This is a genomic window from Pseudomonas sp. MSSRFD41, from assembly GCF_014230245.1.
Lineage (GTDB): Bacteria > Pseudomonadota > Gammaproteobacteria > Pseudomonadales > Pseudomonadaceae > Aquipseudomonas > Aquipseudomonas piscis.
This window is the reverse complement of sequence record NZ_JACKZK010000001.1, coordinates 772,297-784,621: the sequence shown is the minus strand read 5'-3', so window position 1 is coordinate 784,621 and position 12,325 is coordinate 772,297. Positions and strand designations below refer to the sequence as shown.

Below are 12,325 nucleotides of genomic sequence, written 5' to 3'. Positions count from 1 at the left end.
TTAAACTCGCCGTCAACACTTATTTTCAGTTTTATTCGGACCTAAGCGTGATACGTGCAAAAGCCTTCTTGCCAGCCTGACAGACGTAGGTAGAACCCAACACGCATATAAAGGCGCGATCCACTACCCGACCATCTACACGCACGCCGCCAGATCCTAGAAGATCGCGAGCTGCTGCGGAGTTCTTCACCAGCCCCGCCTTATTAAGGACGGCAGCAATCGGCATATCCTCATCCGCGACCAACTCAACTTCAGGCAGATCATCCGGAAGCTCGCCATCCTTCATGCGGTTACCGGCGGCACGATGAGCATTCGCAGCAGCCTCCTCACCATGGAAACGAGCCACGATCTCTTCAGCCAGCTTGATCTTGATATCACGCGGGTTGGCACCGGCCTCCACATCAGCCCGGAATGCATTGATTTCATCCATCGAGCGAAAGCTGAGCAGCTCGAAATAGCGCCACATCAAGGCATCAGGGATGGAAACCAGCTTGCTGTACATCACCCCCGGCGCTTCCTGGATACCTACATAGTTACCCAGGGACTTGGACATCTTCTTGACGCCATCCAGCCCTTCAAGCAGAGGCATGGTCAAGATGCACTGAGCCTCCTGGCCATAACCGCGCTGCAGCTCACGCCCCATCAGCAAGTTGAACTTCTGATCAGTACCGCCCAACTCGACATCCGCACGCAGGGCTACCGAGTCATAGCCCTGCACCAGCGGATAGAGGAACTCATGGATCGCGATCGGCTGGTTGGTAGAGTAGCGCTTGTCGAAATCATCTCGCTCCAACATGCGCGCAACGGTGTACTGGGAAGTCAGGCGAATGAAGTCTGCCGGCCCCATCTTGTCCATCCAGGTAGAGTTGAACGCCACCTCGGTCCTGGCCGGGTCCAGAATCTTGAAGACTTGGCTCTTGTAGGTTTCGGCGTTGTCCAGGACCTGCTCACGAGTCAGCGGTGGACGCGTAGCACTCTTGCCGCTCGGATCACCGATCATGCCGGTGAAATCACCAATCAGGAAGATGACCTGATGCCCCAGCTCCTGGAACTGACGCAGCTTATTAATGAGCACGGTATGCCCAAGATGCAGGTCCGGTGCAGTCGGATCGAAGCCTGCCTTGATACGTAGCGGCTCGCCACGCTTGAGCTTCTCGATCAACTCGGACTCGACCAACAACTCTTCCGCACCACGCTTGATCAGCGCTAGCTGCTCTTCAACCGACTTCATAACAGACCCGCAAGGCTCAGATTCAAAAAGGAACCAACCATACAAGATCACGGACTAATTACAAGTTTTGCCCGGCGTACGGATATATCAGGAGAAGGGAGTGTCCGTGCGCTTGCGTCACAGATGATTTGGTTATATTTTATACAGTTATTTCATCTTCATCATGTCATTCATCTTTTCCATTTCATCTTTTTCAAAGTCAAATTACCTATGAGCACCGAACCGCCTAAAGCGCCACCGCTTTATCCGAAGAGCCACCTGCTCGCCGCCAGCGGCATAGCGGCCCTCCTCAGCCTGGCCTTGCTGGTATTTCCTTCCAGCGATGTCGAGGCAAAGAAAACGACATTGAGTCTTGATCTGGAAAGTCCGATCGAACAGCTGCGACAAGATCAAGACGCTGCATCCGTCGAGCAGGCCACAAACGAGGCGGTTGCATCGCCATTTGCGCAGATCGACGACGCAGCCCAAGCCCCCACCGAAACGGCCGAAAGCGAGCCAGCCCCTCCCATCGCGGAAGAACCCAAGGCTCCAGGACATCGAGAAGTCATAGTAGCGAAGGGCGATACCCTCTCGACCCTGTTCGAGAAGGTCGGCCTGCCAGCCGCGGCTGTCCATGAGGTGCTGGCCAGCGACAAGCAAGCCAAGCAATTCTCCCAGCTCAAGCACGGCCAAAAGCTCGAGTTCGAGCTGTCGCCCGACGGCCAGCTGAACAAGATTCACAGCAAGGTCAGCGACCTTGAGACCATCACCCTGACCAAGGGCGCCAAAGGCTTCTCCTTCGCCAAGGTCACCACCAAGCCGGTGGTCCGTTCAGCCTATGTCCATGGCGTCATCAACAACTCCTTGTCACAATCCGCCGCCCGCGCCGGCCTCTCCCATAGCCTGACCATGGATATGGCGAATATCTTCGGCTATGACATCGACTTCGCTCAGGACATTCGCCAAGGCGATGAATTCGATGTGATCTACGAGCAGAAGGTGGTCAACGGCAAGGTCACGGGCACCGGCAATATCCTTTCCGCGCGCTTCACCAACCGCGGCAAGACCTACACCGCCGTGCGCTACACCAACAAGCAAGGCTCCAGCAGCTACTACACCGCAGACGGTAATAGCATGCGCAAGGCATTCATCCGCACTCCGGTGGATTTCGCCCGTATCAGTTCGCGCTTCTCCGCGGGCCGCAAGCACCCCATCCTGAACAAGATCCGCGCCCATAAGGGTGTCGACTATGCCGCGCCACGAGGCACGCCAATCAAGGCGGCCGGCGATGGCAAGGTCCTGTTGGCTGGCCGTCGCGGCGGCTACGGCAACACCGTGATCATCCAGCACGGCAATACCTACCGCACCCTGTACGGCCACATGCAAGGCTTCGCCAAAGGAGTCAAGACCGGCGGCTCGGTGAAACAGGGCCAAGTGATCGGCTACATCGGCACCACCGGCCTGTCCACTGGCCCGCATCTGCATTATGAGTTCCAGGTCAACGGCGTCCACGTCGACCCTCTGGGCCAGAAGCTGCCCATGGCCGACCCGATCGCCAAAGCCGAACGCGCGCGCTTCCTTCAGCAGAGCCAGCCGCTGATGGCCCGGATGGAACAGGAAAAGGCCACGATGCTGGCCTCGAGCAAGCGCTGAGCCATGGCGCTTTATATAGGAGTCATGTCCGGGACCAGTCTTGATGGCCTGGACATCGCCCTGATCGAGCAAAGCCCGGCGATCAAACTGGTCGCCACCCATTACATTCCCATGCCCTCCCCTCTGCGCGCTGAGCTCCTGAGCTTGTGCGCCAGCGGCCCCGATGAAATCGCCCGCTCCGCCATTGCCCAGCAGCACTGGGTCCAACTGGCGGCCGAGGGCATCCAGACCCTGCTGCGACAACAGCAGCTGCAGGCCCGGGATATCCGGGCCATTGGTAGCCATGGGCAGACCATACGCCACGAGCCGAGCCACGGGTTCACCGTACAGATCGGCAACCCGGCGCTACTTACCGAGCTCACTGGAATCACCGTCGTCAGTGATTTCCGTAGCCGTGACGTAGCCGCGGGCGGACAAGGCGCCCCCTTGGTCCCGGCATTTCATGAAGCGCTGTTCGAGCAGCGCTCGGGCAACCGGGCAGTCCTGAACGTGGGCGGTTTCAGCAACCTGAGTCTGATTGAAACCGCCAAGCCAGTCGCCGGCTTCGACTGCGGCCCAGGCAACGTCCTGCTCGATGCCTGGATCCAGTTGCAACGCGGAGAGAGTTTCGATCGCGGCGGCCAATGGGCTGCCAGTGGCAAGGTCGATCCATTGCTCTTGAAGACCCTGCTCAGCGACTCGTTCTTCGCCACTCGTGGACCAAAGAGTACGGGACGCGAAGTCTTCAACCTCCCATGGTTGCAGCAGCAATTGGCGCAGCACCAGACCATCACCGCCGAGGATGTCCAGGCCACGCTGCTGGAACTGACCGCCCGGACAATCGTCGAGTCCCTGCAATCGGCCCAGGACGACACCCAGGAGTTGCTGGTATGTGGTGGCGGCGCTCACAACACCACCCTGATGCAACGCCTGGCGACCCTGCTGCCCGCTACCCAGGTCAACAGCACCGCGGTTTATGGCGTGGATCCGGACTGGGTGGAAGCCATGGCCTTCGCTTGGCTGGCCCATTGTTGCCTGGAGGGAATTGCCGGCAATCGCCCCAGCGTTACTGGAGCCCGGGGCCCGCGCATCTTGGGCGCGATCTACCCAGCTTGATCACCAGACAGCAAAACGCCGCAGGACCATGGGCCCTGCGGCGCTAGAGAAAGCGTGTGCTGGCTGACTAGATCGAGAACGAAGACCCACAACCACAAGTAGTCGTGGCATTAGGGTTCTTGATCACGAAACGCGAACCTTCCAGGCCTTCCTGGTAGTCCACCTCAGCACCTGCCAGGTACTGGAAACTCATGGGGTCGACAACCAGGCTCACGCCTTCGCGCTCAACGATGGTGTCGTCCTCGGCCACTTCTTCATCGAAGGTGAAACCGTACTGGAACCCCGAACAACCGCCGCCCGTAACGAATACGCGCAGCTTCAAGCGATCATTCCCCTCTTCATCGACCAGGGTCTTCACCTTGTGCGCTGCACCTTGAGTGAATTGCAAAGCCGTAGGGGTGAAGGATTCAACGCTCATGCTGACTATCTCCCGGCGTTACGCCGCCATACTGCGTGATGACGCGCATTATCCGCTTCTCCCAGAAAAGCGGTCAACTATTGTTACGGTATATCAATAGTCGTACAGCAATGCCCAGAGCGCAAAAAGGCCCGTCAAGCGGGCCTTTTTTCTTCAGTGCAACCACGAACTCAGGGCAGCATGCCCGCATGGGACAGGCCCAGGCGCTCATCCAGGCCGAACAGGATGTTGAGGTTCTGCACCGCCTGGCCGGAAGCGCCCTTGACCAGGTTGTCGATCACCGACAGCACCACCACCAGGTCATCACCCTGTGGCCGGTGCACGGCAATCCGGCAGACGTTGGCACCCCGCACGCTACGAGTCTCGGGATGGCTCCCCGCCGGCATGACATCGACGAACGGCTCGTTGGCATAGCGTTTCTCGAACAGCGCCTGCAGATCGACCGACTTGTCCACGACAGTGGCATAGAGCGTGGAATGGATGCCCCGGATCATTGGCGTCAGGTGCGGCACGAAGGTCAAGCCGACATCCTTGCCCGCCGCCCGGCGCAGGCCCTGGCGGATTTCCGGTAGGTGGCGGTGCCCCTTGACCGCATAGGCCTTCAGGCTCTCGGAGGTTTCCGAATACAGCGAGCCCACACTGGCGCCACGGCCAGCACCGCTGACACCGGACTTGCAGTCCGCAATCAGGCGGGACGTATCAGCCAGGCCAGCCTCCAGCAGCGGCAGGAAGCCCAGCTGGGTCGCCGTCGGATAGCAGCCCGGAACCGCAATCAGGCGCGCCTGCTTGATCTTCTCGCGATTGACCTCCGGCAAACCGTAGACCGCTTCGTCCAGCAGCTCGGGAGCACCGTGGGGCTGGCCATACCACTTGGCCCACTCATCGGCGTCCTGCAGGCGAAAGTCCGCCGACAGGTCGATGACCTTGGTCCCGGCAGCCAGCAGCTCGCCAGCCAGCGCATGGGCCACGCCGTGGGGGGTGGCGAAGAACACCACGTCGCAGGCACCGAGGGTCTTGATATCCGGCACGCTGAAGGCCAGGCCGTCATAGTGGCCACGCAGGTTCGGATACAGGTCGGCTACGGCCAGGCCCGCCTCGGATCGCGAGGTGATGACCTCCACCCGCGCCTGTGGATGCTGTGCCAACAGACGCAATAGCTCGACCCCGGTGTAACCCGTGCCGCCGACGATACCGACCTTGACCATAAACCTTGCCCTCAACGAACCCACTGGAAAGCTGCCGATAATAGGGGCGGCAACCCCCTGCGACAACCGTCAAGGTGACGTATGGATGCTCTAGCCTCTACTATCGCGCCACCGTGAATCTGGGGGATAACCAAAATGCTCTATCTATGGCTCAAGGCCTTTCATATCGTCAGCGTGGTCTGCTGGTTCGCCGGCCTGTTCTACCTGCCGCGCCTGTTCGTCTATCACGCCCAAAGCGAGGACAGCATCAGTCGCGAGCGTTTCTGCGTCATGGAGCGCAAGCTCTATCGCTTCATCATGGGCCCGGCAATGATCGCAGCGCTGGTCTTCGGCATCGGACTGATCAGCCTCAATCCCGGTGCCTACTTCAGCCAGGGCGGCTGGATGCACGCCAAGCTCACCCTGGTCGTGATACTGATCGGCTACCACCACATGTGCGGCGCCCAGGTGAAACGCTTTGCCCGTGGCGAAAACGCCCGCAGCCATGTCTTTTATCGCTGGTTCAATGAAGTACCGGTTCTGTTATTGCTGGCTATTGTAATTCTGGTCGTCGTACGACCGTTCTAACTCTATCCAGCTGCTTTCCCGGGGGTATACCGATGTCTCTGCCCGCTTTGCTCGAACAACGCTTGCGCCTGCCCGTGGTGGCGGCACCGATGTTCCTGATCTCCAATCCGGAACTGGTCCTGGCCTGCTGTCGCAATGGCGTGGTCGGCAGCTTCCCGGCGCTCAACCAGCGCGAAAGCAGTGGGTTCAAGGCCTGGCTGGAGGAGATCGAAGCGGGCCTGGCCATCCTGGAGAATCCCGCGCCCTATGCCGTGAACCTGATCGTGCACAACAGCAACCCGCGCGTGCAGGCCGATCTGCAGATCTGCATCGAACACAAGGTGCCGATCGTCATCACCAGCCTGGGGGCGGTCAAGGAAGTGGTGGATGCCGTACACAGCTATGGCGGCCTGGTATTCCATGACGTGACCACTCGCCGCCATGCGGAAAAGGCCGCCGAGGCCGGGGTCGATGGGCTGATCGCCGTTGCCGCGGGCGCCGGCGGCCATGCCGGGACCTGGAGCCCGTTCTCGCTGGTCGCCGAAATCCGCCAGTTCTTCGACAAGACCCTGCTACTGGCCGGCTGCCTGAACCACGGGCATGAGATTCTCGCCGCCCAGGTGCTGGGCGCCGACCTCGCGTACCTCGGCACCCGTTTCATCGCCACCAGCGAAAGCCACGCGCCCCAAGGCTACAAGGACATGCTCCTGGGCTCCCAGGCCGCCGATATCGTGCACACCGCCGCCGTATCCGGAGTGCCCGCCAGCTTCATGCGCCAGAGCCTGGAGAACGCCGGCTTCGACATGGCGGCCCTGCAAGGCAAGGGCGAAGTCAATTTCGGCGCCAAGCTCAAACCCATCAGCGACGAGGCCAAGGCCTGGAAAACCGTCTGGTCCGCCGGCCAGGGCGTTGGCGAGATCGATGACCTGCCCGGCATCGACCAGTTGATCGAGCGCCTGGACAAGGAGTACCGCCGGGCGCAGGAACGTTGTGCCCAGCTACCCAAACGCTGGCCACGATAACCAGTTCTCATAGTTTTTTGGCCAGCTGGGGGGCGCTGGCCTTAAACTACGCGACTTTATGTAAGCCTTCATTTCAAGTGACAGGGAAGCCCCCCATGAGCGAGATCCGCTACAAAATCGTCTTCGACGGCACTTTGCTGCCCGGCGTCGAGAAATCCACCGCGCAACTGAACCTCGCTGAACTGTTCAAGACCGATACCGCGGCAGTGGAGCGTCTGTTCAGCGGCCAACCGGTCGAGCTCAAGCGCGACCTGACCCAGGCCGATGCCCAGCGCTATCTCGAAGCCCTGAAAAACGCCGGCCTCGATGCCCGGGTCGAAGCCGAACCAGGCCTGGAACTGAACCTGGAGGCCGTCACCCCGGCCGCACCGCGCCCAGCCAGCGTCGCGGATTCGCCTTACGCACCGCCACAGGCCACCGTCGGCGATGCCGTTCCCCAATACGCGACACTCAATGTCTTCAGCTTCGAAGGACGTATCGGCCGCCTGCGCTACCTGGCCTGGACCCTGGTGCTGACCGTAGCCCTGTTGGCGGTGATCGGTGCCGGTGCCTTGTTCGGCGTCATTACCACAGCAGTCCTCAACTCCACCCTGCTCATGGGCCTGGGAATTCTCGCCGGCGCCGTGGTGTTCATCGGCTTCATCGTCGTCAGTATCCAGATCAGCGTACAGCGCCTGCACGACCTGGGCTGGTCGGGCTGGCTGTGGCTGCTGAACTTCGTGCCCATCGTCGGCAGCATCTTCCCCCTGGTACTGATGGTCAGCCCCGGCAGCAACGTGGCCAACCGCTATGGCGCCCCACCGCCGCCCAACACCACTGCGGTCAAGGTCCTGTCCTGGATGTGGGTGGTACTGCTGGTCGCGATCATCATCGGCATGGTCGCTGGCGGCCTGAGCTCCCTGGAAGACCGCTACAGCGAAACCAGCTACAGCGAATCCTATGACTCCAGCAGCGACGAGGCCGAAAGCGCTGCCGATGCCGCCGCAGCGGCTGAAGCCGCCGATGCCGCGAGCACTGTAGAATCCGAGGAAGAATAAACGCGTCCGGGCCTGCGACCCTTCCCGTCGCGGGCCGTCGGCCGTTGCGATGGAGAACTGCATGACCCGTTACGCTCTGATCACCGGTGCTTCCAGCGGCATAGGCCTGGCCATGGCCGAAGCCCTGGCCCGGCGTGGCCGCAACCTGCTCCTGGTGGCCCGCCAGCGTGATCAGCTGGAAAGCATCGCCCTGGAGCTGACCCAGCGCTTCGGCGTCGAGGTCCTGTTCCGCGCCTGCGACCTGGGCGAGCCCTTGAGGTTGTCCGGGTTCCTGCTGGAGCTGGAGGAAGGCGACCGGCAGATCGACCTTTTGGTCAACTGCGCCGGCATCGGCACCAGCGGGCCGTTCCTGGCCCAGGACTGGATGACCGAGCAGGACCTGATCGAAGTCAACATCCTCGCCCTCACCCGCCTGTGCCATGCCCTGGGCAACAGCATGGCGTTGCTGGGCGGCGGGCAGATCCTCAATGTCGCTTCGGTGGCCGCTTTCCATCCCGGCCCCTGGATGAGCACCTACTACGCCAGCAAGGCCTATGTCCTGCATTTCTCCGAAGGGCTGCGCGAAGAACTGAAAAAATGCGCGGTCAAGGTCTCGGTACTCTGCCCCGGGCCGACCCGGACCGCCTTCTTCCAGAACGCCCAGATGGACACCCGCAAGGTCGACGACAGCAAATGGCTCATGAGTCCCGAGGAAGTGGCGCTGTATACCGTCCGAGCCCTGGAGAAGAACCGCGCCATCATCATTCCCGGGCGCCTGAACCGCTGGATGGCCCAGCTTGGCCGCCTGAGTTCACGCTGGCTGACCCGCAAGATCGTCGGCTACGTCAACCGGGCCTACTGCCCACGCTAGACACCCCGTCGGGGCTGGGCGCAGGGCTTGCGCCTGAGTACACTCAGCCCGGACCAACCAATGGAGAAACAGCTGTGGATACTCTGTTCACCAAGATCATCAACAGAGAAATACCCGCGAAGATCATCTACGAGGACGACCAGGTCCTGGCCTTCCACGACATTGCCCCGCAAGCGCCGGTGCACTTCCTGGTGATCCCGAAGAAACCCATCCCGACCCTCAACGACCTCACCGAGGACGATAAGGCCCTGGCCGGACACATCCTGTTCACCGCCCAGCGCCTGGCCAAGGAGCAAGGCTGCGAGGATGGCTTCCGAGTGGTGATGAACTGCAATGAGATGGGCGGCCAGACCGTCTACCACATTCACATGCACGTCCTGGGTCAGCGCCAGATGAACTGGCCTCCGGGCTGATCGAACCTCCCCCTCTTCCAGCGCCCTTGCGCCCGCCCCGGGCGAAGGTGCGCTGATCCAGCGCAGGTTTCACCCCATCGATTGGAGTAAACTGGCCGCCGTGATTCTTCCCGGAGATAAGCATGACTACCCAACGTCACTACTCGCCGATCGACCGCCTGCTGCTGCAAGCCGATATGGCCATGCGCACGCTGCTGCCGTTCAGCGGCCAACCTTATCGCCCGTCGCCGGCCATCGTGCAGCCGGAAGCGCAGATGAGTGACGAGGACACCCGGCACGTGGCCGGCCTGATGCGCATCAACCATACCGGGGAAGTCTGTGCCCAGGCGCTGTACCAGGGCCAGGCCCTGACCGCCAAATTGCCCGAAGTGCGCCAGGCCATGGAGCACGCGGCCGAGGAAGAAATCGACCACCTGGCCTGGTGCGAGCAACGCATCCGCCAGTTGGGCAGTCATCCCAGCGTACTCAATCCGCTGTTCTACGGGCTGTCGTTCGGTATCGGCGCCGCCGCCGGGCTGATCAGCGACAAGGTCAGCCTCGGGTTCGTCGCCGCCACCGAGGACCAGGTCTGCAAGCACCTGAACGACCACCTGGAACAATTGCCGCCCGAGGACGAAAAATCCCGGGCCATCCTCGAGCAGATGCGCATCGACGAGGAGCACCATGCCGAAACCGCCCTCGAAGCCGGTGGCTTCCGCTTCCCGGCACCGGTGAAGTTCGGCATGAGCCTGCTGGCCAAGGTCATGACCAAGAGCACCTATCGGATCTGAAGCAAGAACAAGCAAAAAGGGCGCCCCTGGGGCGCCCTTTTCTTTTGCCGCAGCCTGGGTTCAGCCCAGCTCGACGATCTCGTAGTCGTGGGTAATGGCGACGCCGGCCGCGCCGAGCATGATCGAGGCCGAGCAGTACTTTTCGGCGGACAGCTCCACGGCACGCTTGACCTGGGCTTCCTTCAAGCCACGGCCCTTGACCACGAAGTGCAGGTGGATCTTGGTGAAGACCTTGGGATCTTCACTGGCACGCTCGGCCTCCAGGAAGGCCTCGCAGCTCTCGACCGCCTGCCGGGACTTCTTCAGGATGCTGACCACATCGAAATTACTGCAACCGCCCACGCCCAACAGGAGCATTTCCATGGGGCGCACACCCAGATTGCGCCCACCGGACTCAGGCGGACCATCCATCACCACCACGTGGCCACTGCCCGACTCACCGAGGAACATGGCCTCGCCAGCCCATTGGATGCGTGCCTTCATCGCCCAGACTCCACTGCGTTTAAAAAAAGGGTCGCCAGCTTAGCACAGCGGTTGGGACCGGCAGCGAGCAGCATCTTGATGCCAAAAGCGACCCACCTGTAAGAAAATTCTTAAATCTGCCTAGGATGTGTCTGTTAAGCTGACGCCAAATGAATGGCGCATCGCCAGCTTTATGCGCCGATGCTTTCCGCCCCATAAGAACACCACCCCATACCGTGCAGGCTTTCCGGGATACAACCATGGTTGCTATTGCCCCAACTCCCAAGATCAAACACCTCGACAAGCTGCTGATGCACTGTCAGCGCCGTCGCTACCAGGCCAAGAGCAATATCATCTGCGCCGGTGATGTGGCCGACAGCCTGTACTTCATCATCAAGGGCTCGGTGACCATCCTCATCGAAGACGATGACGGCCGGGAGATGATCATCGCCTACCTCAACGCCGGGGACTTCTTCGGCGAACTGGGGCTGTTCGAGGAAGCGGGACACGAGCAACTGCGCAGCGCCTGGGTCCGGGCCAAGGTGGAATGCGAAGTGGCCGAGATCAGCTACGCCAAGTTCCGCGAGTTATCGCAGAGCGATCCGGACATCCTCTATGCGCTCAGCGGCCAGATCGCCCAGCGCCTGCGCGACACCACGCGCAAGGTCGGCGACCTGGCCTTCTTCGATGTGACCGGGCGTGTCGCCCGTTGCCTGCTGGAACTGTGCAAGCAGCCGGACGCCATGACCCATCCGGACGGCATGCAGATCAAGGTCACCCGCCAGGAGATCGGGCGCATCGTCGGTTGCTCCCGGGAAATGGTCGGTCGCGTCCTCAAGGATCTGGAAGAGCGCAACCTGGTGCACGTCAAGGGCAAGACCATGGTGGTCTTCGGCACCCGCTAGCCCGGCAGAAAGCTGGCGAGCATCTGTCGATACAGGCTGTCCAGGCGCGCCATGGCATCCGGGGCGGCAAACGCTTCATGCAAGGCGATATGGCTTTCGGCCCGGCAACGCTGCTCCAGTGCGCAAGCCTGGTTGAAGGTATTGACCGCCCCCACCATGGACTCGCGCTCGTCATCCAGCAGCAGCGCCCCGTGCACCAGGCCCACCGGCCGCTGCCCACCTTTGCTCTGGCGCCAGCGCTGGGCCGTGCCGACCATCTTGCGGCCATCGAGATTGACGTTGAACCGCCCATCGCAGAAGGCCCCCTCCACTTCCCCCAGCGACGGATTGCCGCCCAGTTCGCTGAGCAGATCGCAGATCGGCTGGCACAGGCGCCGGTAAGCCATTTCGATCCGACCCTGGTCGCCTTCGCTGCGCGGTGGGGCATAAACCAGTGCAATATTCACCGTGGCCGCCGATTGCGGCACCGGCTCGCCGCCGGTTTCCCGCAGCAGTACCGGCCAGCCATTGGCTCGCGAGGCCTCGCAGGCCTGCTCGAACCCCGGCAAGCGGCTCAGGCGCCGGGGCATCACCAGCGCCCGGTCGCTGGGCTGCCAGAACAACAAGCCGAATGCCTGGTCGCCAGCACAAACCTGGGCCAGCAGATCCTGCTCGGCCTGCAGGCCGGCTTCGACGGTAAGCGCGAGGGGTTGGGTCATGGCAGCGGCAATTCCTTGGCAATCATCATGAAAAAGCCGGC

The 12,325-nt window shown here is 61.5% G+C and carries 14 protein-coding genes; 9 read left to right on the top strand and 5 right to left on the bottom strand.

The annotated features are described in order from the left end of the window. Nucleotides 1-31: 31 nt before the first annotated feature. On the bottom strand, nt 32-1,231 hold the full coding sequence (gene tyrS, locus H7A76_RS03680; RefSeq protein WP_185697244.1) for a tyrosine--tRNA ligase: 1,200 nt from the start codon (nt 1,229-1,231) through the stop codon (nt 32-34). Between the two features lie 210 nt (nt 1,232-1,441). On the opposite strand from tyrS, the gene H7A76_RS03675 reads away from it, so the two are divergent. Further along, nucleotides 1,442-2,863 carry a peptidoglycan DD-metalloendopeptidase family protein gene (locus H7A76_RS03675; protein ID WP_185697258.1) on the top strand — a complete coding sequence of 474 codons (1,422 nt, stop codon included), beginning with the start codon at nt 1,442-1,444 and terminating at the stop codon, nt 2,861-2,863. Between the two features lie 3 nt (nt 2,864-2,866). After that, complete coding sequence (locus tag H7A76_RS03670) at nt 2,867-3,958, top strand: anhydro-N-acetylmuramic acid kinase (protein ID WP_185697243.1); 1,092 nt, start codon at nt 2,867-2,869, stop codon at nt 3,956-3,958. Nucleotides 3,959-4,025: 67 nt separating this feature from the next. On the opposite strand, the gene erpA is transcribed toward H7A76_RS03670, so the two are convergent. Together erpA and argC are read right to left on the bottom strand one after the other, a co-directional pair. Further along, entirely contained in the window at nt 4,026-4,376 is a 351-nt protein-coding gene (erpA, locus tag H7A76_RS03665; RefSeq protein ID WP_011063789.1) for an iron-sulfur cluster insertion protein ErpA, read from the bottom strand. A gap of 170 nt (nt 4,377-4,546) precedes the next feature. Continuing rightward, on the bottom strand, nt 4,547-5,581 hold the full coding sequence (gene argC, locus H7A76_RS03660; RefSeq protein WP_185697242.1) for an N-acetyl-gamma-glutamyl-phosphate reductase: 1,035 nt from the start codon (nt 5,579-5,581) through the stop codon (nt 4,547-4,549). Nucleotides 5,582-5,716: 135 nt separating this feature from the next. Between argC and hemJ the strand changes: the two genes are divergently transcribed. The 6 genes from hemJ to coq7 all read left to right on the top strand — a co-directional run bounded on the left by hemJ (nt 5,717) and on the right by coq7 (nt 10,219). Next, the gene (hemJ, locus tag H7A76_RS03655; RefSeq protein WP_053137565.1) at nt 5,717-6,148 is read left to right on the top strand and encodes a protoporphyrinogen oxidase HemJ; all 432 of its coding nucleotides are present in this window, start codon (nt 5,717-5,719) and stop codon (nt 6,146-6,148) included. 32 nt (nt 6,149-6,180) lie between these two features. Beyond that, the gene (locus tag H7A76_RS03650) at nt 6,181-7,149 is read left to right on the top strand and encodes an NAD(P)H-dependent flavin oxidoreductase (protein WP_185697241.1); all 969 of its coding nucleotides are present in this window, start codon (nt 6,181-6,183) and stop codon (nt 7,147-7,149) included. 95 nt (nt 7,150-7,244) lie between these two features. Continuing rightward, entirely contained in the window at nt 7,245-8,186 is a 942-nt protein-coding gene (locus H7A76_RS03645) for a DUF805 domain-containing protein (protein ID WP_185697240.1), read from the top strand. Between the two features lie 61 nt (nt 8,187-8,247). Continuing rightward, nucleotides 8,248-9,036, top strand: a complete 789-nt coding sequence (locus H7A76_RS03640; protein ID WP_022641394.1) for an SDR family NAD(P)-dependent oxidoreductase — start codon at nt 8,248-8,250, stop codon at nt 9,034-9,036. Between the two features lie 74 nt (nt 9,037-9,110). Next, on the top strand, nt 9,111-9,449 hold the full coding sequence (locus tag H7A76_RS03635) for a histidine triad nucleotide-binding protein (protein ID WP_185697239.1): 339 nt from the start codon (nt 9,111-9,113) through the stop codon (nt 9,447-9,449). 122 nt (nt 9,450-9,571) lie between these two features. Beyond that, on the top strand, nt 9,572-10,219 hold the full coding sequence (coq7, locus tag H7A76_RS03630; RefSeq protein WP_022641396.1) for a 2-polyprenyl-3-methyl-6-methoxy-1,4-benzoquinone monooxygenase: 648 nt from the start codon (nt 9,572-9,574) through the stop codon (nt 10,217-10,219). Nucleotides 10,220-10,279: 60 nt separating this feature from the next. Here coq7 and H7A76_RS03625 read toward each other — a convergent pair whose 3' ends face one another. After that, on the bottom strand, nt 10,280-10,702 hold the full coding sequence (locus H7A76_RS03625) for an OsmC family protein (protein WP_185697238.1): 423 nt from the start codon (nt 10,700-10,702) through the stop codon (nt 10,280-10,282). Nucleotides 10,703-10,941: 239 nt separating this feature from the next. Here H7A76_RS03625 and crp point away from each other — a divergent pair, with 239 nt between their 5' ends. Continuing rightward, complete coding sequence (crp, locus tag H7A76_RS03620; RefSeq protein ID WP_185697237.1) at nt 10,942-11,586, top strand: cAMP-activated global transcriptional regulator CRP; 645 nt, start codon at nt 10,942-10,944, stop codon at nt 11,584-11,586. Here the strand turns inward: crp and H7A76_RS03615 are convergent. Continuing rightward, entirely contained in the window at nt 11,583-12,284 is a 702-nt protein-coding gene (locus H7A76_RS03615; protein ID WP_185697236.1) for a lipoate--protein ligase family protein, read from the bottom strand. The genes crp and H7A76_RS03615 overlap by 4 nt on opposite strands. Nucleotides 12,285-12,325 lie beyond the last annotated feature (41 nt).

Bases quoted from the DNA above. Each gene is read 5' to 3' on its own strand.
- H7A76_RS03675 (WP_185697258.1), top strand. From the start codon at position 1,442: ATGAGCACCGAACCGCCTAAAGCGCCACCGCTTTATCCGAAGAGCCAC.
- H7A76_RS03670 (WP_185697243.1), top strand. From the start codon at position 2,867: ATGGCGCTTTATATAGGAGTCATGTCCGGGACCAGTCTTGATGGCCTG.
- erpA (WP_011063789.1), bottom strand. From the start codon at position 4,376: ATGAGCGTTGAATCCTTCACCCCTACGGCTTTGCAATTCACTCAAGGT.
- H7A76_RS03645 (WP_185697240.1), top strand. From the start codon at position 7,245: ATGAGCGAGATCCGCTACAAAATCGTCTTCGACGGCACTTTGCTGCCC.
- tyrS (WP_185697244.1), bottom strand. From the start codon at position 1,231: ATGAAGTCGGTTGAAGAGCAGCTAGCGCTGATCAAGCGTGGTGCGGAA.
- coq7 (WP_022641396.1), top strand. From the start codon at position 9,572: ATGACTACCCAACGTCACTACTCGCCGATCGACCGCCTGCTGCTGCAA.
- H7A76_RS03640 (WP_022641394.1), top strand. From the start codon at position 8,248: ATGACCCGTTACGCTCTGATCACCGGTGCTTCCAGCGGCATAGGCCTG.
- crp (WP_185697237.1), top strand. From the start codon at position 10,942: ATGGTTGCTATTGCCCCAACTCCCAAGATCAAACACCTCGACAAGCTG.
- hemJ (WP_053137565.1), top strand. From the start codon at position 5,717: ATGCTCTATCTATGGCTCAAGGCCTTTCATATCGTCAGCGTGGTCTGC.
- H7A76_RS03650 (WP_185697241.1), top strand. From the start codon at position 6,181: ATGTCTCTGCCCGCTTTGCTCGAACAACGCTTGCGCCTGCCCGTGGTG.
- argC (WP_185697242.1), bottom strand. From the start codon at position 5,581: ATGGTCAAGGTCGGTATCGTCGGCGGCACGGGTTACACCGGGGTCGAG.
- H7A76_RS03625 (WP_185697238.1), bottom strand. From the start codon at position 10,702: ATGAAGGCACGCATCCAATGGGCTGGCGAGGCCATGTTCCTCGGTGAG.
- H7A76_RS03615 (WP_185697236.1), bottom strand. From the start codon at position 12,284: ATGACCCAACCCCTCGCGCTTACCGTCGAAGCCGGCCTGCAGGCCGAG.